Below are 20,609 nucleotides of genomic sequence, written 5' to 3' on the forward strand. Positions count from 1 at the left end.
CCAACGCGATGCGGCCTTCAGCGTTCCTGAGACTGTCCAGCAAGCGGCGCAATCAGCTCTTCTCGCAAAAGAAACGTGAGGGACGCCTGCACGTCGCCCTGCAACTGCGAAGCATCGACATCAGGATAGATCACCGCAAGCGCGGCAAGGATATCTGCGCCGCTCGCTGGCTCTGCCGTCAGCTTCCACACAATCGCAAGCAGCGGGTTGAGTTGGTGGATGGCCAACCCCCTCTCGCTTGCCACATAGATGGCCCGGTCGGTCTCGACCTCGGTCGTGCCTGCCGTCTGACGATAGCGGGTTGCCATATCGGCGGTCTGCGTGCCCCTTTGCCAACCTTCTTCAAGCGGCGCGGGACGGGTCGGCAAATGCGCATCAGATGCAGAAAGGCGCGCCTCAGGCAGACCGTCCAACAGTGGCGAGGTCCGCAAAAGCGCCGTCGCCTCTTCCACATCACGATACACAAGCTTCAGAACAGGGATTGTCTGCACCAACGCCCTTGCCACATTCAGAATGGCTCCGGCATGGATCTGACGGCCAAAGTTCTGCTTGGTGATGACAGACAGGGCATCGTCGATCGGCACCGGTGAAAGGGCGGCCGGACCTCTATGATCGTCAGGCCGCTCAAGCAGAATGATTGCCCCGACAGGCATCGCTGTTCCTGCTTCAGGCAAGGACAAACCGCTCAGATAGCCATACTGGCGGTTGCGCAGTGTAATGGAATCATCCACCCATACAGCGAACCCCTCGGAAACCGTCTCAGGCAGCGGCAAACGCAATCGCGGTGCAATCCCGTTGGCCAGCCCCGAAATCACACGCGTCTGTGGATCAACGGCAAGTGGCACAAAGTCATCGGTAAAAACCGGATGACCCTCTCTGCCCAAGGCCGCTGTAAGAAGGCTCTTTCCGGCGCGTCTTTGGCTGGGGAATACGATCAGCCGGTCCCTGATCTGGATTGCTGCCGCATGCAGACACAAAAGATCGGGACGGCTGCGCAGCCGCTCCCAAGATATTTCGGCAATCAAGTCGCAGACAGCATTCACCGGGTCATGCAGCACGGACGTCTTTTCGGCCAGCGGCGCATCAAGCTGCCACTGCGTCTCAGAATGACGGCTCAAACGCGCAAATGACGATCTGTCCATGCCATCGCCATCCACTGCATTGAACGGCCAGGCGGGGATCGCGGCCTTGATCACCGGAAGCATCTCATCGCCCTGCGCCAACGCAAGCGGAGCGGCAAGATTCTTGAATTTCACAAGCGTATCTTCGGTCATCGCAAAAAAGAATGCGGCCACCCGTGGGGTGACCGCAAGTCCTGAGTGAGTGTGTGAGTGTGTTAGTGTGGGCGAGAACTGGACTAGAGGTCGCGCACGCAGGTGCTGCCATCCCAGTCACCACCCAAGGCTGCACAGTCCTCGGCCTTGCTCGCGCCTGACGCCATCGTTGGCGAGCTTGCCTTGCTCGCTTCACTTGGTGCGCTGGCCGCGCTGACCTTGCTGGCCTCGGAAGGCGCGCTCGGTGTGGAAGCTTCACTTGGCTCAGATGGCGCGCTTGGCTCTGAAGGTTCACTTGGCGCGCTTGGCTCGCTTGGCTCGCTTGGCTCTGACGGTGCACTGCCTTCGGATGCATGTGCCATCGACAGCGTTGTAAACGCCGGAGCGGCATAAGCGGCGGCGGCAAGACCCCCAATACGGGCGAGCATCTTGCGGCGGGAAAGATCGTTGGTTTCGTCGGTCATTCCTAGTCCTTCTTTGTTCGTGAGTGACTGTTTTCACTGCCTTGGTTGATCAGACTTGGTTGATCAGACAGCGCTCTCGGTATGTAGGATCATAATGCGACGAAAATCTGGCAGCCATCTATGCGGAAAATGTTTAATTTGAGCGGCTAAACCAAAGTTATACGCAGCATTTCGCCATTCTCAACGGTCTGATCTGCAAGACCCGGTGACCGAAGCATCCGATATTCTGCCTTTGCTTCTATACAAGACCGTTCAAGTTGTGTTTACCTTGGGTAAGCATTTGAGGGAGACCATGACGGCGAAGATGAAGCGCGTTTCTATAGTCACGTTGATCGCTGCGGCAGGCACTGCCGCGTTCATTCTGTCGGCCCAGGCTCAGGAAAGCCCCCTGCCCGACCTCGGTCTGCCAATCACCGATCCTGATGATATCGTCGCTGTTTGCGGCGGTGACCCCAGCGCAGGCGAGCCGCATTTCGAGGTATCCTGCGCGGCCTGTCACACGCTCAATAGCGACGAGTTGCACGGGGTCGGCCCAAACCTTTACGCGCTCTACGGGCGCACCGCAGGCAGCGCGCCGGGCTATGCCTATTCAGACGCGATGCAGACCGCCGGTGCAGAAGGTTTGGTCTGGGGCCGCGATACCCTGCGGGCTTTCTTGCTTGATCCGCAGTCGGTCGTGCCTGGCACCAGCAAATCACCAATGGCCGGTATGGACGATGAGGCCTACCGCACTGATCTGATGACCTACGTGCGGCTGACGACCACACCGCCGCCCCCTGCCCCCGAGGATGTGACCATCCCTGACACGCTCTTGGCGATGGCAGGTGACGCGCCTTACGGCGAATACCTCTCGGCCGAATGCGCAAGCTGCCATGTGTCTGGTCAGGCCAGCGCAACCGGCGTCCCGCAGATCGACAACCTGACACGCGAAGCGATGATCCTTGCCCTGCTGCAATACCGGATCGGCGCGCGTGACAACCAGACAATGGCCACTGTCGCCCGCCAGCTCGGTGACGAAGAGATCGCGGCCCTCGCCGCCTATTTTTCACAACAACAGAATTGAACCATCAGGGGAGAGAACAATCATGGCATTGAATAGAAGAACTTTCATCGGCACAGGCGTCGCAGGTGCGGCAACCCTCGCCGCGCCGACCGTTTGGGCTGGCGGGCACGGCAGACCGAAGGTTGTGGTGATTGGTGGTGGTGCCGGTGGTGCAACCGCCGCACGCTATATCGCCAAAGACAGCGCCGGTGCGATTGACGTCACGCTCATTGAACCGCAGCGCCGCTACTACACCTGTTTCTTCTCAAACCTCTACATCGGCGGCTTCCGCGAGATGGAAAGCCTCGGCCATTCCTACGCGACACTGGCCGCCAACCACGGGATCAACGTGGTGCATGATCTGGCCGTCGGCGTTGATCGCGACGCCAAGACCGTGACAACAGCCGCCGGGCACGTCCTGCCCTACGACCGTCTGATCCTGTCACCCGGCATCGACTTCGTGGATGGCGCAGTCCCCGGTTGGGATGTCAGCGCACAAGGTGCGATGCCCCACGCCTATAAGGGCGGCACGCAGGCGCAACTGCTCAAGGCCCAGATCGAAGCCATGCCGGAAGGCGGCACCTTCGCCATGGTCGCCCCGCCCAACCCGTACCGCTGCCCGCCCGGCCCATACGAGCGGGTCTCGATGGTGGGACACCTCCTCAGCCAGATCAATCCGACCGCCAAGATCCTGATCGCCGACCCCAAAGAGGCTTTCTCCAAGAAGGGCCTCTTCGAGGAAGGCTGGGCCACCCATTACGAAGGCATGATCACATGGATCGGCGCGCCCGACGGTGGCGGCGATGTCAGCGTGAACCCCGACGCCATGACCATCACCATCAACGGCGAAGTGACGGAAGTGGACGCCTGCAACGTCATCCCTGCGATGAAAGCCGGTCGGATCGCCGATATTGCCGGTGTCACCGAAGGCAACTGGGCCCCTGTGAACGCCGCTGATCTGTCCTCCAAGATGGATGAGAACGTGCACGTGCTGGGCGATGCCTGCGCACAAGGGGATATGCCCAAATCAGGCTTCTCGGCCAACAGCCAGGCCAAGGTCTGCGCCAATGCCGTCAGAGGGGCGTTGACCGACAGCCGCGTCTTCCCTGCGCGGTTCTCCAACACCTGCTGGTCGCTGATCGCCACCAATGACGGCGTCAAGGTCGGCGCGACCTACGAGGCCACAGAGGAAAAGATCGCCCGCGTCGATGGATTCATCTCGCAAACAGGCGAATCCGTCGCCGTGCGCGAGGCGACCTACCAGGAAAGCCTCGGCTGGTACGACGGGATCAGCAGCGACATGTTCAGCTAAACACAGTCACTGAAAACACTGCAAAGGCCGCCGGATCAAAGGCGGCCTTTTTTTATGGAGAACGAGAGGGCGAGAGCGGCGAGGTTCGAGGAACGCGGCATGCGGGGGTGACGGGTACGAGCCCGAACTGAATGTCGTCATAGGGCATAGGAATGATCAAACGCGCTGAATTTCAGCGTAACTTGGCAGAAGCAAACTCAGCTTCCAGACACAAACACACAAGCATCCAATAATTGCTCAACTCAGGCATCTGACTATTGAGGCGTGAACGATTGCAAGAGCATGCCAAACACTCTTGCAGGGCTGCTTTCCCAGTCTCCGTATAGTTGGTAGCCGTACAACTCGGCCCGACCGTTGCCATCCATATCTGCCGGTGTCAGGCCAAATCCGACATAGCCTGATGTCGGGTCTAGCCATGTTGGAGGGGCTGGCACAAACCTGCCCGCACCATCGTTGAAACCGATGACCAAGGGTGTGTCTCCGGGTCGGTTCCGCCAGAGCGGATTGCCGCCATCGGTGACCAGATCAAGATCACCGTCACCGTCAAGATCCACAAGATGACTGTTGTGTGCAAAAATAATCTCACGCTCGTCTTCATAGCCTTGCGGCCACATCCGTCTATGCGTGTGATCGACGTATCCGTCTTCGGTCCACATAAGGATGCGGATAAACTGACCTCGCCAGTTCGCGTTGTTTGATCCGGGAACAAAACACTCCGTCAGGACAAGATCCAGCATGCCATCATTGTTCAGGTCAATCGGCTCCAGATCAGCCGTAAATGTCCCAAGGCCCCATTTGCCAGCAGGCAGTTCGGTAATTCTTTCGCGACCAAACTGACCCGTTTCGTCACCATGAAGGATGATGCTCCCGTCGATCTCGGTGAAGGTGAAAGGGTCACTTACGCCCTGTGAAAGCAAGGCCAGATCTTCAAAACCATCCCCGTCAGCGTCAAAAAACCGACCTGTGGAATAATAGGGGCGGAACTGGCGTTGCCTGCCGCTCAAATCGACCAGCCTGCCATTCATGTGATTTGCTGCCACCGACCGATCGAATTTCCCCGAACCATCGTTGATCAGAAAGTAGGGCTCGATCGGTGTGTTGTCTCCATTGGTTGCAACAAAGAGATCCAGATCACCGTCGCCATCGATATCGCTTGATGCCGCTCCGTGGGCGAAATCATCGAATACCGGAAGATGGGTGAACGAGACGTCTTCGTGCCCGTTTTCCGAAGACAGGAGCAAGACGTTCTGTTCACCTGGATAGGGCGGCTTATCGACGCCGGAGGCTGCAATGAAGAGGTCATTGAGACCATCACCATTAAAGTCTGCGACCACCCCCTCTCGTTCAAGGATGCGCGATACGCTGTCTGGAAAGCCGGCCCACCTATCAGTGCCCTGAGAGAGAATTTGCAGAGGTGTAGGCACCGCAACCACGTTGAAGCTGCTATCGACTGCGTCCTGAACCAGAACCACCTCGTCACCACCATCACCATCCAGATCACCGGCGATCAGAATCCGTGGCACAACATTGTAGCTTTCTAGTCCCGGGCGCTCTCTGATGTCAGTTTCGGTCACCCATTCCATTTCTATCCGAGGCAAGTCCGTTTTGAATGTGGACGCGGTGCTGGTTCGAGAGGCTGCAATGGCATCAAGCTCAGTTTTGAATGCGCTATCGATGGATGCAGCGTTTAGCCCGAACATTTCCGCCGCCTCGGCGACTGCCGCCAAGGTACGGCGACCTGCTATCCCGTCAGCTCCGCCCACTGAAAACCCCAACGCGTTCAGATTCGTTTGCAGGCTCCGGACATCGCTACGGTCAAGTGCTACCTCTTGCGCATGAACCAATTGCGTGGACGCTGAAAACACAAATGCAATCGTCGAAAGATGAAGAAGTTTGCTCATTGCCCTGAGCCTCCTGCCGGAAATGCAATGTGTTTCGCACAAATTAGCAGTTTGCCTCTAACGTGTGGCAAGAAAAAACGCAGCAAATTCGCGATACCGCTGACAATCCGCATTTCATCCAGCGCCCGAATTGCTCCCGATGACCCCACCCAGTGCGATCTCTGTCCGGCAAAGACAGCGCCCCCGCTCATTCCGTCACTGTCTCACACCAAGTCGGCAGCCTACGATGTCCACGCCAAGCGCCGCGCAGAATGCACCTCCGCATTGCTGAGTGGATTATTCATCCCCCGCCATCCGGCAGTTGCTCCAGCAACCTCAACGGAACGGGTACATCCAGACCTTGTAGTCATCGATCAGCACCTCGGCGCGCGCACGTTGGTCGGCTGTCAGCCGTGGCGTGATTTCCTCCAGAGAGATCAGCGCATCAGGGTCGCCCCCTATTGCTGAGAGCGCATACCAAAGATAGGCTCTGACAAGGTCCGGCGCGGGGATGCCGCGGCCCACTTCATAGTACCAACCAAGACCGGATTGCGCGCCAGGATGCCCTTTCAACGACGCCCGAAGATACCAGTCAAACGCGCGTTCGTCGTCCTGTTCGACACCAAGGCCAAGCGCATACATCACGCCGATCCATTCTTCGGCTTCGGCATTGCCAGAGCGGGCGTAGATCTCAAAAAGCGCGCGGGCTTGCTCGAATTCACCCGCTTCCATCAGATCACGAGCCGTTTCCATATCCGCGCGCGCCGGGGTGCTGCACAGCACAAGCGCCATCAGAAGAGCTGCACAGCTGGTGTACAGCCTGTGTACAGTCTGTGTACGCGCAGTGTACGGGCGGTGCATGGGGCTCTCCTCGGTCTTTTTCTTGGCGCTGGCATCGCGCAGGCGCAGGTGATCAGCCCGGATGATTACATCCCCACCGACCCTGATCAAGCCCGCATCGGACAGTTGCTCTTTTACGATAAGATACTGTCAGGAAACAGAAATATCTCATGCGGGACCTGCCACCACCATGATCATGCAGGCGCTGACGGTCTGTCGCTCGGCATTGGCGAAGGCGGTGTCGGTGTCGGCCCTGACAGGACCGCAGGGACAGGCCCCGACCAGATCCGCAAACGCATCCCCCGCAACGCCCCAAGCCTTTGGAATCTTGGACATAATGAGATCGACGTGCTGTTCAACGACGGGCGTCTGACCCGCTCTGATCTCTACGGCAACGGCTTCGACAGCCCCGCCGAAGAATGGCTCCCCCAAGGCCTCGACAACCTCGTCGCAGCACAAGCCCTGTTCCCGATGGCCGCCCAGTTCGAGATGATGGGAAATCTCGGCGAAAACGATGTCGTCGGCGCGGTCCACAACCGCATCGACCGCGGCTGGCCGATCATCGCAAAGCGCGTCCGCACCATCCCTGAATACGGGGCGATGTTCGTGCAAGCCTTTGATCACATTGAAGAACCCGGTGACGTGAGCATTGTCGAAATCGGCAACGCCCTTGGTGCGTTTATCATCAGCGAGTGGCAGTCTTTTGACAGCCCCTACGACCGCTGGCTGGCGGGCAAACCGCTGGCGGAGGATGCCGAAAGAGGCCGGCAGCTTTTCTTCAACAACCGCTGTGCCACCTGCCACGCAGGGCCGCTCTTTACCGATCAGCAATTCCACGCCCTCGGCCTGCCGGCCTTCGGCCCCGGGCGGACAAGACGATGGGATCAGATCCCGCGCGACGTCGGGCGCATGGCCGAAACGGACCGGCTGGAAGATGCCTATCGCTTCCGCACGCCTTCGCTCAGAAATGTCGCCTTAACAGCACCTTACGGGCACAACGGGGCTTATCCGACCTTGGAGGCCATGATCCGTCACCATGCCGATCCTGCCGCGGGGCGCGCCGATTGGACAACTGATATGGCGCATCTGCCAGATGTCCCATGGCTGGCCGCGGGTGATTTTGCAATCCAGCAAGATGATCTGGAAATGGCGCGGCAGGCGCAGGCGCTCGATATCAGGCCCATGCGACTTTCAGAGAATGATATCAGCGATCTGGTCGCCTTCCTCAACGCGCTCACCGGCGAGACCGTTGACCAAAGGCCACTGGGCCGTCCTGACACTGTGCCAAGCGGCCTGCCTGTCGATTGACCGGCGTCATTACTGGCCCTCAAATATCCCCGCCGGAGGCATCTGTGCTCACACACAGGCACCACGCCTGACATGTCAGCCCTGACGGATCAACACACCAAGGTCAGCGACATTGGTACCTGTTGCACCGGTCATCAACAGATCACCCGCCTCAGAAAGCGCCGCATAGCTGTCGTTATTGGCCAATAGGCCCGCGACGTCGCCAATCCGGTCCAGCGTGCCCTGATCAACAATCCCGCCTGCCGCGTCTGTTGGCCCGTCCCTGCCGTCTGTACCACCTTGCAGACAAACGAAGTCCGCCCAACCGCGCTTGCAGGCCTCTAACGCGATCCGCAAGGCGAGTTCCTGATTGCGGCCACCGCGTCCGCTGCCGCGCAGGACCACCGTCGTTTCGCCACCCCAGAGCGTTATCCCTGGGCCGGCACTCTCGCAAATCACGCGCGCGGCGTCTGCGACATCTCCCTCGACGGGTGTGGTGAGAACCTTGGCCCCAGGCGCAGTTTGGCGCATCGCTTCGACACTGATCGCATTTGACCCCACCAGAACGTTGCGCGCCTCCGGCAAAGCTACGGCTGGCGCTTTGGCCTTGAGATGTCGCTTCACCGCGTCCGGCAAACCTGCCCAAATGCCTGCATCTTGCAAAAGCGTGACCGCGTCATTGGCCGTTCCGATCGGGGCCACTGTCGGACCGCTTGCAATCACGGCAAGATCATCGCCAACCACATCCGACAGGATCAGCGCTGTGACCTGATGCGGTGCCGCTTGCCGCAAGAAACCGCCCCCTTTGATCTCAGAGAGTTGCTGGCGCACAAGATTCATCGCGCGGATATCAAGCCCCGCTGCAAGAAGTGCTTCGTTGACGGCCGCCTTGTCGGCCAAAGTCAGATCACCACTCGGCGCTGGTAAAAGCGCAGAACCACCCCCCGAAATGAGGGCCAAGGCGGGGCCATCTGCCTTGCGCAGTGCGGTGATCACTGCCTTTGCTGCCTTGGCGCCGTTTTCATCAGGTACAGGATGCCCGGCAGCATAGACCTCTGCGCCGTCAAGCGGGCCTGCGTTTTCGTAGTTCGTCACCACGATTGTCGGGCGACCGGGAAAACGCGCCATGGCGGCTTCGGCCATCCGCATCGCGGCCTTGCCGATCGCGACAATGAGCGCAGGCGATGGAATGTCATCCAAGTGTCGGGAAACGGCTGCATAGGGATCAGCGGCGGCGACACCAGCCTGAAAGATGCGCAGCGCTGCAGCACGTGGGTTGTCCATAGGTTCCTCGCTTTGCAGGAGTGAGATGGGGCGGGGATAGCGCGATTTCGAGCCTAGCCCCCTCTTCATCAACCCGCAATCACGGCAACCTGCGATGCTATTCCATATGTTTGCGAATGCGGTTGACCATCAGCCAAACCAGCAACAGCACGACCGGCGTTGCCGCTGCTGCCATAAAGGCTTTGCTCAAGCCAAAGCTTTCTTCCAACGGTGCCAAAAGATACATGACCAGATTGACGGCGTAGTAACTGATGGCGACGACTGACAGCCCCTCAACGGTGCGCTGCAGGCGCAATTGCAGGTCGGCACGCTTGTCCATGCTTTGCAGCAATTCCTGATTTTGCGCTGAACGGTCGACGTCCACCCGTGTCCGCAACAGATCGCCTGCCCGCAAAGCGCGTTCCGACATCGCTTGCAGGCGCGCCTCGGTGGATTTGACCGTCCGCATGGCAGGATCGAAGCGGCGCATCATGAATTCGGAAAACGTCTGACGCCCTTCGAACCGTTCTTCGCGCAGGACCTGAATGCGCTGATTCACAATTTGCTCATACGCACCTGTCGCGCCAAACCGAAAGGATGACTGCGCAATTGTGTTTTCAATCTCTGCCGAAACCTCCAGCAAGGATTGCAACACGTCAGCCGCATGTGATGTTTCGTTTCGCATGTCTTCCAGCAACGATGTCAGGCGCTTGTCGAACTCACCCATCTTTGGCCCAAGCTCCCGCACGCGCGTCAGACCAAGCATCGACATCGCTTTATAGGTCTCTATCTCGCAAAGCCGCTGCACAACACGTCCGACACGCCGGTTTCCGACCCGCGGGCGTGCGAAGATTGCGAAACGCATGTGACCGGCGGTGTCGATGCGGAAATCCCCAGCCACGACGAGATCGTTTTCAATCACCCGACTGATAGCGAGGCTTTCAGGGACAAACCAGTCACGCGCTTTTTCGATGATCCCGTCATCGCCCTCCGCAACCTCGATGCGGATCAACGCAGACGTCACCCGCGTTCCGGGGGCCTTTTCCAGCCAGTCGGAGGGAAAGACGCCAAAGGTTGCTGCATCAAACGGACGCTCGGCCAGCCCTTCGCCGAAGATCGTGTAGGTCACAAACTCGGTATGGCTTTCCCATTTCAGCTGATGCTTGCCAATCGTGCCGAAATAATGCGTGGCATCAGGCTGCGGGTGCTGGGCCCCAAAACGGTCGAGCAAATCTATCAGATGCGCGCGATCAGCAGCACGATCACGTCCTGCTGCGTTGTCTGCCGGTTTGATTGCAAGATAAGCCGCGCGGCTTGGCGCATCGACAGACGGAAACGGACGCGCGTGAAGCTCATTTGCCATCGCATAGCGAAGCGGATGATCAGCGATGGTCGACATGGCAATGGCCCTTTGCGGGTTACTCTGTCCGCTAACCTAGCGGCGATCCATGCCATGTAAAGAAAAACATGTTGTTTTTGAAGGCGTTACCGGCACACCACAGTATACTGGGTGCCGGTAACGCCGGGTGCCGATATCAGATGACGACGACGTCGAGTGGTGGGAAGCCGTTGAAACCAACCGAGGAATAGGTCGATGTGTAAGCGCCTGTATTGCGGATCAGGACACGGTCACCAGATTTCAGGGTCAGCGGCAGTGAGACCGGGCGCTTCTCATACAGAACGTCAGCGCTGTCACAGCTTGGGCCAGCCATAATGCAAGGACCGTGCTGGTCAGCGTCACGGGGTGTTTCGAACTGGTAGCGGATCGCTTCGCCTTCGGTTTCGGCCAGACCGGAGAAACGGCCAATGTCGAGATAGACCCAGCGGTGCAGGTCACGCTCTGACTTGCGCGACACCAGCATGACTTCCGAAACGATGACACCTGCCTCTGCGACCATACCGCGGCCGGGCTCTGCCATGATTTTCCGGGCCTCCGGGAAGCGGGCCTCGACCATCGCGATGACCTGCGACGCGTAGGCTGTCGGTGCTTCGATTTCTTCACCGTAGAACGCAGGAAAACCGCCACCGATGTTCAGAAGGCTCAGGTCGTGACCGGCTGTGCGGGCGTCTGCCCAGATTTTCGCAAAAACATCGAGGGTCGGTGCCCACATGGAGGCCTGACGTGTTTGCGACCCAACATGGAAAGAGAACCCGACCGGTGTCAGCCCCAGCGATTTCGCAACATCCAGAAGGTGCAGCGCCATATCACGGTCGCAGCCGAACTTACGGGACAATGGCCAGTCAGCTTCGCTCACTTCGACGATCAGGCGAATATAGACCGAGGCACCAGGCGCGTGCTCTGCGATTTTGACAAGCTCTTCCTCGGCGTCTGCAGCAAACAGGCGGATGCCTTGCGCATGAGCCCAGGCAATGTCGCTTGCGCGTTTGATGGTGTTGCCGAAGGAAATCTCTGACGGATCAGCGCCTTCTGCCAAGCAGAGTGCGATTTCACCGCGAGAGGCTGCATCAAAGTGCGACCCGAGATCGACCAGACGTGCAATGACCTGACGTGCCGGGTTTGCCTTGACCGCATAATGGACATCCGCACGGCCCAGACCGGCCTTCAACGCGCGGTATTGAGCACTGACGCGATCCAGATCCATGACTAGGGTTGGACGATCAAACTCTCTGGATGCGACATAAGCATCGAGGCGGGATACGGAATCGACAGAAATTTTGCCCAGATCGGGCACGTAATGCATAGTCATTGGTCATCTCCAAAAGACCCGGCCATGATGGGGTTTCCCACCGCAGACCGCTCAGTTCCAAGGGAGACGTTACCGTCGCTACGTAAACACGTGTGCGTTGACTATCACCGGCCAGAGGCGCGTGCGTTGGCGTCTTGAGCGCGCATTTGCGCTTCTTTTGGATTCGGCGCAAGAAGTTTTTTGCGTGATTGCGATTTTTCATAACTGCGTGGACGCAGATGCATATCTCGCGTTAGAGAACGCCATGTCTCGCGTGATCCTTTTCAATAAACCGTTTGGCGTTCTGTCCCAATTTACAGATGCCAAAAGCCCGACACCACGGCCAACCCTGTCGGGCTACATTGATATTCCCGATATCTATCCGGCCGGACGGCTTGATCGCGACAGCGAAGGATTGCTGGTGCTAACCGATGACGGACGCCTGCAAGCCCGCATCGCTGATCCGAAAAACAAAATGACCAAGACATATCTGGTGCAGGTCGAGGGCGCACCGACAGACGGTGATCTGGACCCTCTGCGTGAAGGTGTGACGTTGAAGGATGGACCGACGCGTCCCGCCAAAGTCCGCCTGATTGATCCGCCCCAGCTTTGGGAGCGTGAACCCCCTGTCCGCTTCCGCAAATCCGTGCCTGATCGGTGGATCGAAATCACACTCAGCGAGGGGCGCAACAGACAGGTCCGGCGCATGACGGCCAATATCGGCTTTCCGACGCTGCGCTTGGTGCGTTGGCGTGTCGGCAATTGGACGCTCGACGGCATCGCATCGGGCAAATTCGTGGTCGCAGATATCTAAGGGGATGGTGCGGTCGGGGTGCATTGAAGCTATGTGTCACCAAGTCTCGTGTTGCTCTATAATTTTTATTTGTCAGCTACTTATGAAGAGCCCCCTGTCCCGCCACGTTGCATAATGCCCCACGGTATACCGTATGTAGGAGTGGATAGGGAGGGGGATAGATGAGTCGTGCTTTGAACAAGCTCTCGGCAGCATTTGTAAGGAATGCTCCTGAAGGCAAACACTCCGATGGCGGTGGCCTCTGGCTTTTCCAGCGTGCGGACGGAGGTGCCCAGTGGATCTTGCCTGTGACGATCCATGGTCGCAGGCGCGAGATGGGACTGGGCTACCTTTCGTTCGTGAGCCTGAAGGAAGCGCGCGAGGAAGCGGAGAAGTGGCGCGCTGTTGCGCGCGTCGGTCGAGACCCCATAAAGGAGCGCGAGCGCGAACGGCGCGAGACAGAACGCAACCTGCACATTCTGGCCGATGTCGCGCATGACTGTTTCGAAACGCGTAAAGCCGAACTCAAGGGTAATGGAAAAGCCGGCCGGTGGTTCTCTCCGCTGTAACTGCATGTGTTGCCCAAGCTCGGCAAAGTGCCAATCACCGAACTCGACCAGCTTGATATCCGCAACACGCTCGCTCCGATCTGGCACACCAAGGCAGCAACCGCGAAGAAGGCTATTGATCGCCTGTCCGTCTGTATGAAGCATGCAGCGGCCCTTGGTCTGGACGTGGATCTGCAAGCTGTCGCTAAGGCCAAGGCGCTATTTGGGTGCGCAGCGCCACAGGGTCGAACATACCGCCTTTGTGCCGTGGACGGAAGTTCCGGCCTTCTACGCGTCTCTCGAGCCCGACATCGTAACACATCTGGCCCTGCGCTTGCTGATCCTGACCATCGGGACGCGGTCCCGCCCCCTGCGCTTTCTGCGGCTGAACCAGATTGACGGAGAAGTTTGGACAGTCCCTGCCGATCAGATGAAGGGCCGCAGCGGGATCGGCAGTGACTTCCGTGTGCCTCTCTCGATGCAGGCCCTCGACATCATTGAACGCGCCAAACCCTATGCACGGGACGGATATCTCTTCCCGAGCTCACGCAAGGGCGTCATCTCGGATGCGACGATGGCGCGGCTGATGGAGCGGCGCGGGATGGACGCGAGGCCGCACGGCTTCCGCTCCAGTTTCCGGACGTGGTGTGCCGAAGAAGCACAGGCTCCTTGGGAGGTCGCGGAAGTCCGTCTCGCGCACAGTGTCGGCGGCAAGGTCGAGCGGAGCTACAAGCGGACGGACTATCTGGAGCAGAGGCGCGAACTGATGCAACTGTGGGCGGACTTTGTTGCTGAGAGGGCGTCATGAAAGGGAAGCGCTTTGATCTACCTCGTCGTCCAAGGGCCGCCCCGCACCTTACTCTGAGTGAAGACGAATGGAACGCATGGGAAGCACTGTTTCGAGTGCAAGGTAGACCTCAGTCCGAGCGTGTGTTCAGCGACCAGTTTCGAGATCGTGTACAAGTATGTCTTGAAGATTTTGTATCCTATAAGGAAGACTATTTCGACCCGAACCGCATTTCACCTTCTGACTTGCGCAAGAAGATAAAGCGGCTAACGGAACGCGATCAGAAGGGGCAGGAACTGGACGATCCTGAAACCTTAAGACAGCTGTTCATGTTGGTGCCGGAACGGATGGCTACTTTCGCGGAAAAGGCTGAACTTGCCCTCCTGCGGCACGACACTGAGATGGAGGACTCCGCTCAGGAGGCTCGAAAGCCGGAGGTGGTCTTTACAAAGATAATCTACGAACGTTTCAAGGAACACGGTGCAAGGGTAGTGATCACAGGTGGTTGGGGCCTGTCTCAAAACGGTTATTCCACGGTCCACCCAACGTCCATTGAGCAGTTCATACTGAAGTACATTTGGGAAATAGATCATCCCCTGGTCAAAGATGTTGATCGCATCCGAAAAATTATTCGTAACTATTTCAAATAGTTAAATAAGCAAATCTCGATTTCCAAACTTTTTCCCCCGAGTAGAAACCGCAACATGCTGATAGGTATCTGGTGGTTCAAACCTAGAGGAGTAGCATAATGACACCCTATCTGAACACACGAGACGTTCAACAGCACTACAGGATCGGTCGGAGTACGCTGTATCGCTGGCAGACCGTGCCAGACATTCGGTTCCCGAAGCCGCTAAAAATCGGACATCGCCTGCTGTGGCGTGAATCCGACCTCGTCAAGTTCGACGAAAGGATCTCGGCCCGGTAAGGGCCGCTCCAACTCTCCACAAACCGACAGCCTAGACATGAAGTGACCGCTTTGGCGGAGCCAGTCGTGCTGTCTCTGAACATTGCCGAAAGGAATACTGATGACCGAGCAATCAAACCGTCTGGACCGTATCTACGCCAAAATGAACCCGTACCAGCCAGAAACAGAAACTGTCCGAAAGATGTTCCCGCGATCCGAGTGGTGTGAGGGCCCTACCGACTTTGCAGCCGTCGTTGACAGCGACGCTGTCTTATTCTGCCTAAAGATGCGTGAAACTGGCCCCTCAATTTCAGTTCTACTGGATGCCACCGAGGCAAGAGCCATAGCCCTCAGACTCCAAGACGCGGCCACATGCGCCGTCGGGATGAAGCTCATGGATATGGCGACAGAGGGAGGAGAGTAATGACACACCCTTCGTACGTCCCCGAAGGACTCCCAAACCAATTCCTGAACTGGCGTCTCAAGGACGGTAAGAAGCTACCCTGTCGCCCTGACGGAACGATCTGTGACGCCCATGATACGGCGAACCACGTCGATTACGCGACTGCTTCTGCTGCGCCATATGACGTCGCGTTCGCGCTACGTGCCGAAGATCCGTGGTTCTTCCTCGATCTGGACAAGTGCCATGAGGGAACGGATTGGTCACAGGAAGCCAAGAACATAGTCGGTTATTTCCCCGGCGCATGGATCGAAGTGTCCCAATCGGGAACCGGACTTCACATCATGGGACGCTGTGATCCTTCGCAGTTACAGGACCGGCGCAATAAGTGGGATGGATGGCTTGAGTTCTATACGCAGGACCGATTCATCGCATTCGGTCCGCATGGGTGGTCGCCCATCGGCGGCACCGCGACCAACAAAGACTGGACACGCGAATTGCTGTCATTCGTTCCGCAACGGGAGTTCTTGGGTGAATTACTGGACGGGCGAGATCCGGCTTACACCGGACCCGAAAACGACGACGAACTGATTGCGATGATGCTCCGGTCATCGAGCAAGGCGTCAGCGTTCGGTGACGCTGCGACAGTCAAAAACCTGTGGGAAGCCAATGTGGCCGTCCTTGCCAAACAGTATCCGGCATATGAAGAGTCGCAGGACTTCGATCACAGTAGCGCGGACGCGGCACTGATGTCGCATCTGGCGTTCTAGACCGGCAAAGATATGCCGCGCATGGATCGCCTGTTCCGCAAGTCGGCCCTGATGCGCGACAAGTTCGAGAAGCGGGCCGATTATCGGCGTAATACGATCCGGAATGCGGCGCGGCTATGCAAGCGGGTCTATACTGGGGAAGCAGATCGGGTCGCACAAACGCTGGATGACCGCTCTCCTGTTGATGCGATTGCCAAGGCATTTGTTTCATGTCAGGCCCATGCTGGTCGATGGATGCATGTCCAGGCAACGGGAAAGGACTACCTCTACAATGGCCGGCATTGGAGCATCTGCAGCAATGAAGAACTGCTGTCCGCAATCCGGGACTTCGTAGCTTTCAGAGTCAGAGGCCAAAGGGCCTCCCAACACAAACCAGCCTTCTGGGAGGAGGTGCGTAAAGCGGTTCGGATTGACCCATCCGTCGCTCGCGCCCCGGACGCCGACCTATCCCTTCTCAACACACCGGCGGGCACACTCAATCTAGCGACAGGCCTAATGCAGGCTCACAATCCTGCGGACATGCTTACTCACATGACGGCGGTGGCGCCGGAACCATATCAGGGCACCCGATGGGATCGCTTCGTGCAAGAGATTGTCGGGCGCGACACAGAACTGGCCGCCTTTTTACAAGTCGCTATTGGCGCCGCGCTATCGGGCGCAGTTGACGATCACTGGTTCGCGCTTCTCTTCGGGCAGGGCAGAAATGGCAAATCCCTCTTCATCGAAACTGCCATCGATGGGTTGGGCTCCTACGCCATCCAGATACCCTCGCAGGCCCTGATGCCGGCAAAGAACCCGGTTGGTCGCGATGTACTGGCGCAACTACAGGGAAAGCGCCTCGTTATTACGTCGGAGGTCGACTCGGCTGCGCACATCGATGAAGTGTTGATAAGGTCCCTTACGGGAGACAAGCGCATTTCCGCGCGCCCTCTGTACAGGGACACCTTCTCGTTTCGACGAAGCTTCAAGCTGGTGATGGTTGGTAATCACCGGCCACAACTCAGAACTGACGATACGGCCATGCGATCCCGCCTAAAACTGGTTAGTCTCGATCAGGATTTCTCTGACGACCGCGGCGATCCATCACTCGGAAAGACGTTTCAGAGCGAACTTGGCAGCGTTCTTCAATGGATGATTGATGGCAGTCAGAAATACAGAGAACTTGGAAGGCTGCCGCACAGCCGACATGTTGAGGAACAGGTAGAGGACTACTTTTCTTCTCAGGCGACGGTCGAGCAGTGGATAGAAGAGCGCATTATTCGGGTCTGCGATGAAGGTCAGCCGGTTTCCTCATGGCCGAAAGCAGGAAATCTATACTCGGATTACAGTGACTGGTGTCGCTGCACCGGTACAAATCCCGCCAATCAGACACGGTGGTCGGATGCTATGCAGCGCAATGGCTTTCGGAAGTTAAGATCAAACGGCTGGCGCTATGTCGGCGCCAAGGTTCACAGTGGGGGCCATCAGTTCTCGGCACTTCCCGCTCCAAGCAAGTTTTGGAACCTTTGCCCCCCCCTTCTTTTGTTTTGAGAGGAAGAAGATTCCTAGAAAAGGAAAGGGAGCACTTCCAAAGGTTCCAAGGTGAAAATTACCAAAAAGTTTCTGTCACTAGTATTTTGTCGCGGTCGCGCGTTACCCGCGATGCAATTTGCCATACGAGGATCCATTGTGATTGTAGATACGGCGACTCCGTTTCGCCAAAGCTGCTACTAAGGGCGGAAAGCGGACTTTCGCTGCGCGAGCCGCCAAGGTCTGCAACGCGGGACGAAGTGTGAATTCGCCGCGGTTGCGCCATTGGCTGCTTTGGAAGTTCTGAGAGGCACTATTCAAGCCCGCATGCGTTCGAACCTGGGGTCATAGGGTGATGGTTCGATAATTTGCGCAGCGATGTGTTTGCCGCACAGGTCCAGCTGCAGCGTTGATCCGACATCGGCAAAATCGGGTTTCACAAAGGCATAAGCAAGGTTCATTCCTACGCGGTGGCCGTAGTCGCCGGACGTGATGGTGCCAACCACTGTGTTGCCTTGCATGAGTGATGCGCCCGGGTGTGCCGGGGCGTGGTTGGTACCGATCTTTAGCGTGACCAGCTTGCTTTGCGGTCCGGCAGCCTGCCGTTTCAAGAGTGCCGCTTTGCCGATGAAATCTGGCTTGTCCAGTTCCACAAAACGGGAAAGGCCCGTCTCGAGAGGGTCGAATTCGGTAATCAGGTCGGTTTTCCAGTGCAAGAATCCCTTCTCCATGCGCATGGAGTCGATGGCCCGCGCGCCGAAGAGTTTCAAGCCATGCGCCTGCCCGGCCTCCCGCAAGGCAAGATAGGATGCATAGAGCGATGCGTTTGGCACGTGGATTTCATATGCCAATTCCCCCGAAAAGCTGACGCCCATCACCACGGCGGGCGCGAACCCGATGCAACATTCGCGGGCCGACAACCACGGGAATGCCTCTGCAGACCAGTCGCCGCGCGCGCAATCGGACAGGACGGCACGCGCCTTCGGCCCCGCCAGCACCAGAATAGTGTGATCATTGGTCAGGCTGCGAAGCTGCACATCCTCACTCGGGTCCAGATGCGCCCTAAGCCAGTCCATGTCGTGGTACTCCGACGCCGCTGCCGATCCGTACCAAACCCGGTCCGGCCCGCGATCCGATGCGGGCAGATTGGCCACCGTCGCCTCTGCCTTGACGCATCCATGATGGTTCAGCAGATACCCCAGTCCTAAACGGCCGTCGCGTTTGTTAACGGTCCCGCACATCATGCGATCGAGGAAAGCGTGACGATCTTTCCCGGTGATTTCGATGCGGTTGAAGCCGTTCACCTCCGCCAACCCCACGTTACTCGCAACATTGGCGACCTCCGCGGCGACCACGTCGAAGACTTCGTCGAAATCGAAGCTAAGCGACGGGTGAAAGTCGGGCGAAGGCTTGATGTAGTCAACACGCTCCCAGCCGTTCACGACGGTGAATTCCGCGCCCTCGGCAGCGAGAATAGGCGTCAGGGGCGTTGTCTTGGCGTTCCGTCCTGCGGGGCGGTGTTCGTGCGGAAAATGAAATCGGAACTCGTTCTGGTAATCCTCAATCGCCTTGCGCGAGGTCAGCTCCACCGTTGCATGGCCGGTAAACCGCCGCGGGTCGATCACCCAGGTGTCAAAGCACGCCTCGCCATGCACGATCTGCTGCGCCAGAAGCCATCCATGTCCGCCGCCTTCGCCCAGGCCCGCCCGCAAGCCGATGATGCAGTAGGCGTTGCGTTTTCCCGGAATTGGGCCGACCAGAGGCGCACCGTCTATGGTGTAGGTGATCGGGCCGTTCACGACCCGTTTGATCCCGACCTCCGCCAGAACCGGCATCCGTTCGAACGCGCCCTCGAGAACGTCCATCACGCGGTCGAGATCGTCAGGGCACAGGTCGTTCGAAAAGCCCGGGTTGATCCCGTCCATACCCCATGTCTTGCAATCCTGTTCGTAGAAGCCGACCAGAAGACCGTCCTTTTCCTGGCGGCAGTAGTAGTCGGATATAGGACAGCGCAGGAGAGGCATGCGGTGCCCGGCCTCAGTGATGGCGGGAATGTCTTCGGTCACGAAATACTGGTGTTCCATCGACGCGACGGGATGCTGCACGCCCATCATCGCCCCGATCTCGTTCACGCGGTAGCCGCCCGCATTGACCACGATGTCACAATCGATATCACCATGCTGTGTATACACGGTCCAGGTATCGTCCTTGTGCTGGGTCAGCTCGGTGACAGCTGTGCTGCGATAGACCTCTGCCCCGGCCTTGCGGGCATGAAAGGCAAGCGCTTGGCAGAGCTGGGCCGGATCGACATCACCGTCCTCGCCATCCCAAAGTCCACCAAGGAGGTTGTCGGTGGAAATGAGCGGGTGGCGGCGCGCACATTCTTCGGCGTCGATCACCTCGAATTCCACACCCATGCCCCGCGCCATCGACGCGAAATGCCGATATCCCTGCATCTGCTCTTCGGTGTTGGCCAGACGAATGCCGCCATCGCCGTGATGATAGCCGACAGGATACTCAGGATCGTCCCGAAGCTTCTTGTAAAGGGCGATGGAGTGTGACTTGAGGCCCACCATCGTCTGCGTCATCCCGAAATTCGTGACCTGCGCCGCCGAATGCCATGTGGTGCCGGACGTCAGTTCATCCCGTTCGACCAAGACCACGTCAGACCATCCCTCCTGCGTGAGGTGATACAGGGTCGAACAGCCCGCGATTCCGCCACCGATGACGACGACTTTGGTTCTGGACTTCATGCTGCGCTCCTTGATCTGTTGCCGCGATCACCCTGGCAGACCCAATATCCTTTGAAAATTCTTTATATAATTGGTATTATCTCAGAAAAATTG

At 58.0% G+C, this 20,609-nt stretch carries 19 protein-coding genes and 1 pseudogene; 13 read left to right on the plus strand and 7 right to left on the minus strand.

What is annotated here, in order from left to right; genetic code table 11:
• Positions 1–17: 17 nt before the first annotated feature.
• Entirely contained in the window at positions 18–1,295 is a 1,278-nt protein-coding gene (locus BM316_RS07820; RefSeq protein ID WP_090206097.1) for a PqqD family peptide modification chaperone, read from the minus strand.
• An 81-nt stretch (positions 1,296–1,376) separates the two neighbouring features.
• Between BM316_RS07820 and BM316_RS16695 the strand changes: the two genes are divergently transcribed.
• The 3 genes from BM316_RS16695 (at position 1,377) to BM316_RS07835 (ending at position 4,092) form a co-directional block, all read left to right on the plus strand.
• Entirely contained in the window at positions 1,377–1,667 is a 291-nt protein-coding gene (locus BM316_RS16695) for a hypothetical protein (protein WP_165606553.1), read from the plus strand.
• A 363-nt stretch (positions 1,668–2,030) separates the two neighbouring features.
• Positions 2,031–2,801, plus strand: coding sequence for a c-type cytochrome (locus BM316_RS07830; RefSeq protein WP_207493635.1), 771 nt, complete (start codon positions 2,031–2,033; stop codon positions 2,799–2,801).
• Positions 2,802–2,823: 22 nt separating this feature from the next.
• Positions 2,824–4,092, plus strand: a complete 1,269-nt coding sequence (locus tag BM316_RS07835) for an NAD(P)/FAD-dependent oxidoreductase (protein ID WP_090206103.1) — start codon at positions 2,824–2,826, stop codon at positions 4,090–4,092.
• A 254-nt stretch (positions 4,093–4,346) separates the two neighbouring features.
• Here BM316_RS07835 and BM316_RS07840 read toward each other — a convergent pair whose 3' ends face one another.
• Entirely contained in the window at positions 4,347–5,993 is a 1,647-nt protein-coding gene (locus BM316_RS07840) for an FG-GAP-like repeat-containing protein (protein WP_090206106.1), read from the minus strand.
• Between the two features lie 315 nt (positions 5,994–6,308).
• Positions 6,309–6,725 (minus strand): tetratricopeptide repeat protein, encoded by a 417-nt coding sequence (locus BM316_RS07845; RefSeq protein WP_207493637.1) that lies wholly within the window; start codon positions 6,723–6,725, stop codon positions 6,309–6,311.
• 102 nt (positions 6,726–6,827) lie between these two features.
• Between BM316_RS07845 and BM316_RS07850 the strand changes: the two genes are divergently transcribed.
• The gene (locus tag BM316_RS07850) at positions 6,828–8,120 is read left to right on the plus strand and encodes a cytochrome-c peroxidase (protein ID WP_242649793.1); all 1,293 of its coding nucleotides are present in this window, start codon (positions 6,828–6,830) and stop codon (positions 8,118–8,120) included.
• Positions 8,121–8,195: 75 nt separating this feature from the next.
• Here BM316_RS07850 and BM316_RS07855 read toward each other — a convergent pair whose 3' ends face one another.
• From BM316_RS07855 to BM316_RS07865, 3 genes are all read right to left on the minus strand, one after another.
• Positions 8,196–9,383 (minus strand): glycerate kinase type-2 family protein, encoded by a 1,188-nt coding sequence (locus BM316_RS07855; protein ID WP_090206112.1) that lies wholly within the window; start codon positions 9,381–9,383, stop codon positions 8,196–8,198.
• 97 nt (positions 9,384–9,480) lie between these two features.
• Positions 9,481–10,761: a DUF3422 family protein gene (locus tag BM316_RS07860; protein ID WP_090206115.1), complete on the minus strand. Its 1,281-nt coding sequence runs from the start codon at positions 10,759–10,761 to the stop codon at positions 9,481–9,483.
• Positions 10,762–10,897: 136 nt separating this feature from the next.
• Entirely contained in the window at positions 10,898–12,070 is a 1,173-nt protein-coding gene (locus tag BM316_RS07865; RefSeq protein WP_090206118.1) for a type III PLP-dependent enzyme, read from the minus strand.
• Positions 12,071–12,314: 244 nt separating this feature from the next.
• On the opposite strand from BM316_RS07865, the gene BM316_RS07870 reads away from it, so the two are divergent.
• From BM316_RS07870 to BM316_RS07900, 9 genes and pseudogenes are all read left to right on the plus strand, one after another.
• Positions 12,315–12,863, plus strand: coding sequence for a pseudouridine synthase (locus BM316_RS07870; protein WP_090207734.1), 549 nt, complete (start codon positions 12,315–12,317; stop codon positions 12,861–12,863).
• A gap of 161 nt (positions 12,864–13,024) precedes the next feature.
• On the plus strand, positions 13,025–13,411 hold the full coding sequence (locus tag BM316_RS16860; protein ID WP_311135660.1) for an Arm DNA-binding domain-containing protein: 387 nt from the start codon (positions 13,025–13,027) through the stop codon (positions 13,409–13,411).
• Positions 13,412–13,438: 27 nt separating this feature from the next.
• Positions 13,439–13,513, plus strand: a pseudogene (locus BM316_RS16880) (hypothetical protein); the annotation flags it as partial.
• 40 nt (positions 13,514–13,553) lie between these two features.
• Positions 13,554–14,198, plus strand: a complete 645-nt coding sequence (locus BM316_RS16865) for a tyrosine-type recombinase/integrase (RefSeq protein WP_311135661.1) — start codon at positions 13,554–13,556, stop codon at positions 14,196–14,198.
• On the plus strand, positions 14,195–14,827 hold the full coding sequence (locus BM316_RS07880; protein WP_090206121.1) for a hypothetical protein: 633 nt from the start codon (positions 14,195–14,197) through the stop codon (positions 14,825–14,827). Before BM316_RS16865 ends, BM316_RS07880 begins: the two co-directional genes overlap by 4 nt.
• A 98-nt stretch (positions 14,828–14,925) precedes the next feature.
• On the plus strand, positions 14,926–15,105 hold the full coding sequence (locus BM316_RS07885; protein WP_090206125.1) for a helix-turn-helix transcriptional regulator: 180 nt from the start codon (positions 14,926–14,928) through the stop codon (positions 15,103–15,105).
• 100 nt (positions 15,106–15,205) lie between these two features.
• On the plus strand, positions 15,206–15,508 hold the full coding sequence (locus BM316_RS07890; protein WP_090206128.1) for a hypothetical protein: 303 nt from the start codon (positions 15,206–15,208) through the stop codon (positions 15,506–15,508).
• Positions 15,508–16,254 carry a hypothetical protein gene (locus BM316_RS07895; RefSeq protein WP_090206131.1) on the plus strand — a complete coding sequence of 249 codons (747 nt, stop codon included), beginning with the start codon at positions 15,508–15,510 and terminating at the stop codon, positions 16,252–16,254. The genes BM316_RS07890 and BM316_RS07895 overlap by 1 nt, the downstream gene beginning before the upstream one ends.
• Before the next feature lie 12 nt (positions 16,255–16,266).
• The gene (locus BM316_RS07900) at positions 16,267–17,784 is read left to right on the plus strand and encodes a DNA primase family protein (RefSeq protein WP_090206134.1); all 1,518 of its coding nucleotides are present in this window, start codon (positions 16,267–16,269) and stop codon (positions 17,782–17,784) included.
• Positions 17,785–18,080: 296 nt separating this feature from the next.
• On the opposite strand, the gene BM316_RS07905 is transcribed toward BM316_RS07900, so the two are convergent.
• Positions 18,081–20,516 (minus strand): GcvT family protein, encoded by a 2,436-nt coding sequence (locus tag BM316_RS07905; RefSeq protein WP_090206137.1) that lies wholly within the window; start codon positions 20,514–20,516, stop codon positions 18,081–18,083.
• Between the last annotated feature and the right edge of the window lie 93 nt (positions 20,517–20,609).

It is taken from the genome of Yoonia litorea, from assembly GCF_900114675.1.
Taxonomy (GTDB): Bacteria; Pseudomonadota; Alphaproteobacteria; order Rhodobacterales; family Rhodobacteraceae; genus Yoonia; species Yoonia litorea.

What these genes read in the sequence shown, in the direction of transcription:
- BM316_RS07830 (WP_207493635.1), top strand. Translation starts at nt 2,031, where the DNA reads ATGACGGCGAAGATGAAGCGCGTTTCTATAGTCACGTTGATCGCTGCG.
- BM316_RS07885 (WP_090206125.1), top strand. Translation starts at nt 14,926, where the DNA reads ATGACACCCTATCTGAACACACGAGACGTTCAACAGCACTACAGGATC.
- BM316_RS07845 (WP_207493637.1), bottom strand. Translation starts at nt 6,725, where the DNA reads ATGGAAACGGCTCGTGATCTGATGGAAGCGGGTGAATTCGAGCAAGCC.
- BM316_RS07890 (WP_090206128.1), top strand. Translation starts at nt 15,206, where the DNA reads ATGACCGAGCAATCAAACCGTCTGGACCGTATCTACGCCAAAATGAAC.
- BM316_RS07870 (WP_090207734.1), top strand. Translation starts at nt 12,315, where the DNA reads ATGTCTCGCGTGATCCTTTTCAATAAACCGTTTGGCGTTCTGTCCCAA.
- BM316_RS07900 (WP_090206134.1), top strand. Translation starts at nt 16,267, where the DNA reads ATGCCGCGCATGGATCGCCTGTTCCGCAAGTCGGCCCTGATGCGCGAC.
- BM316_RS16865 (WP_311135661.1), top strand. Translation starts at nt 13,554, where the DNA reads ATGCAGCGGCCCTTGGTCTGGACGTGGATCTGCAAGCTGTCGCTAAGG.
- BM316_RS07880 (WP_090206121.1), top strand. Translation starts at nt 14,195, where the DNA reads ATGAAAGGGAAGCGCTTTGATCTACCTCGTCGTCCAAGGGCCGCCCCG.
- BM316_RS07860 (WP_090206115.1), bottom strand. Translation starts at nt 10,761, where the DNA reads ATGTCGACCATCGCTGATCATCCGCTTCGCTATGCGATGGCAAATGAG.
- BM316_RS07855 (WP_090206112.1), bottom strand. Translation starts at nt 9,383, where the DNA reads ATGGACAACCCACGTGCTGCAGCGCTGCGCATCTTTCAGGCTGGTGTC.
- BM316_RS07840 (WP_090206106.1), bottom strand. Translation starts at nt 5,993, where the DNA reads ATGAGCAAACTTCTTCATCTTTCGACGATTGCATTTGTGTTTTCAGCG.
- BM316_RS07905 (WP_090206137.1), bottom strand. Translation starts at nt 20,516, where the DNA reads ATGAAGTCCAGAACCAAAGTCGTCGTCATCGGTGGCGGAATCGCGGGC.
- BM316_RS07895 (WP_090206131.1), top strand. Translation starts at nt 15,508, where the DNA reads ATGACACACCCTTCGTACGTCCCCGAAGGACTCCCAAACCAATTCCTG.
- BM316_RS16860 (WP_311135660.1), top strand. Translation starts at nt 13,025, where the DNA reads ATGAGTCGTGCTTTGAACAAGCTCTCGGCAGCATTTGTAAGGAATGCT.
- BM316_RS07835 (WP_090206103.1), top strand. Translation starts at nt 2,824, where the DNA reads ATGGCATTGAATAGAAGAACTTTCATCGGCACAGGCGTCGCAGGTGCG.
- BM316_RS07865 (WP_090206118.1), bottom strand. Translation starts at nt 12,070, where the DNA reads ATGACTATGCATTACGTGCCCGATCTGGGCAAAATTTCTGTCGATTCC.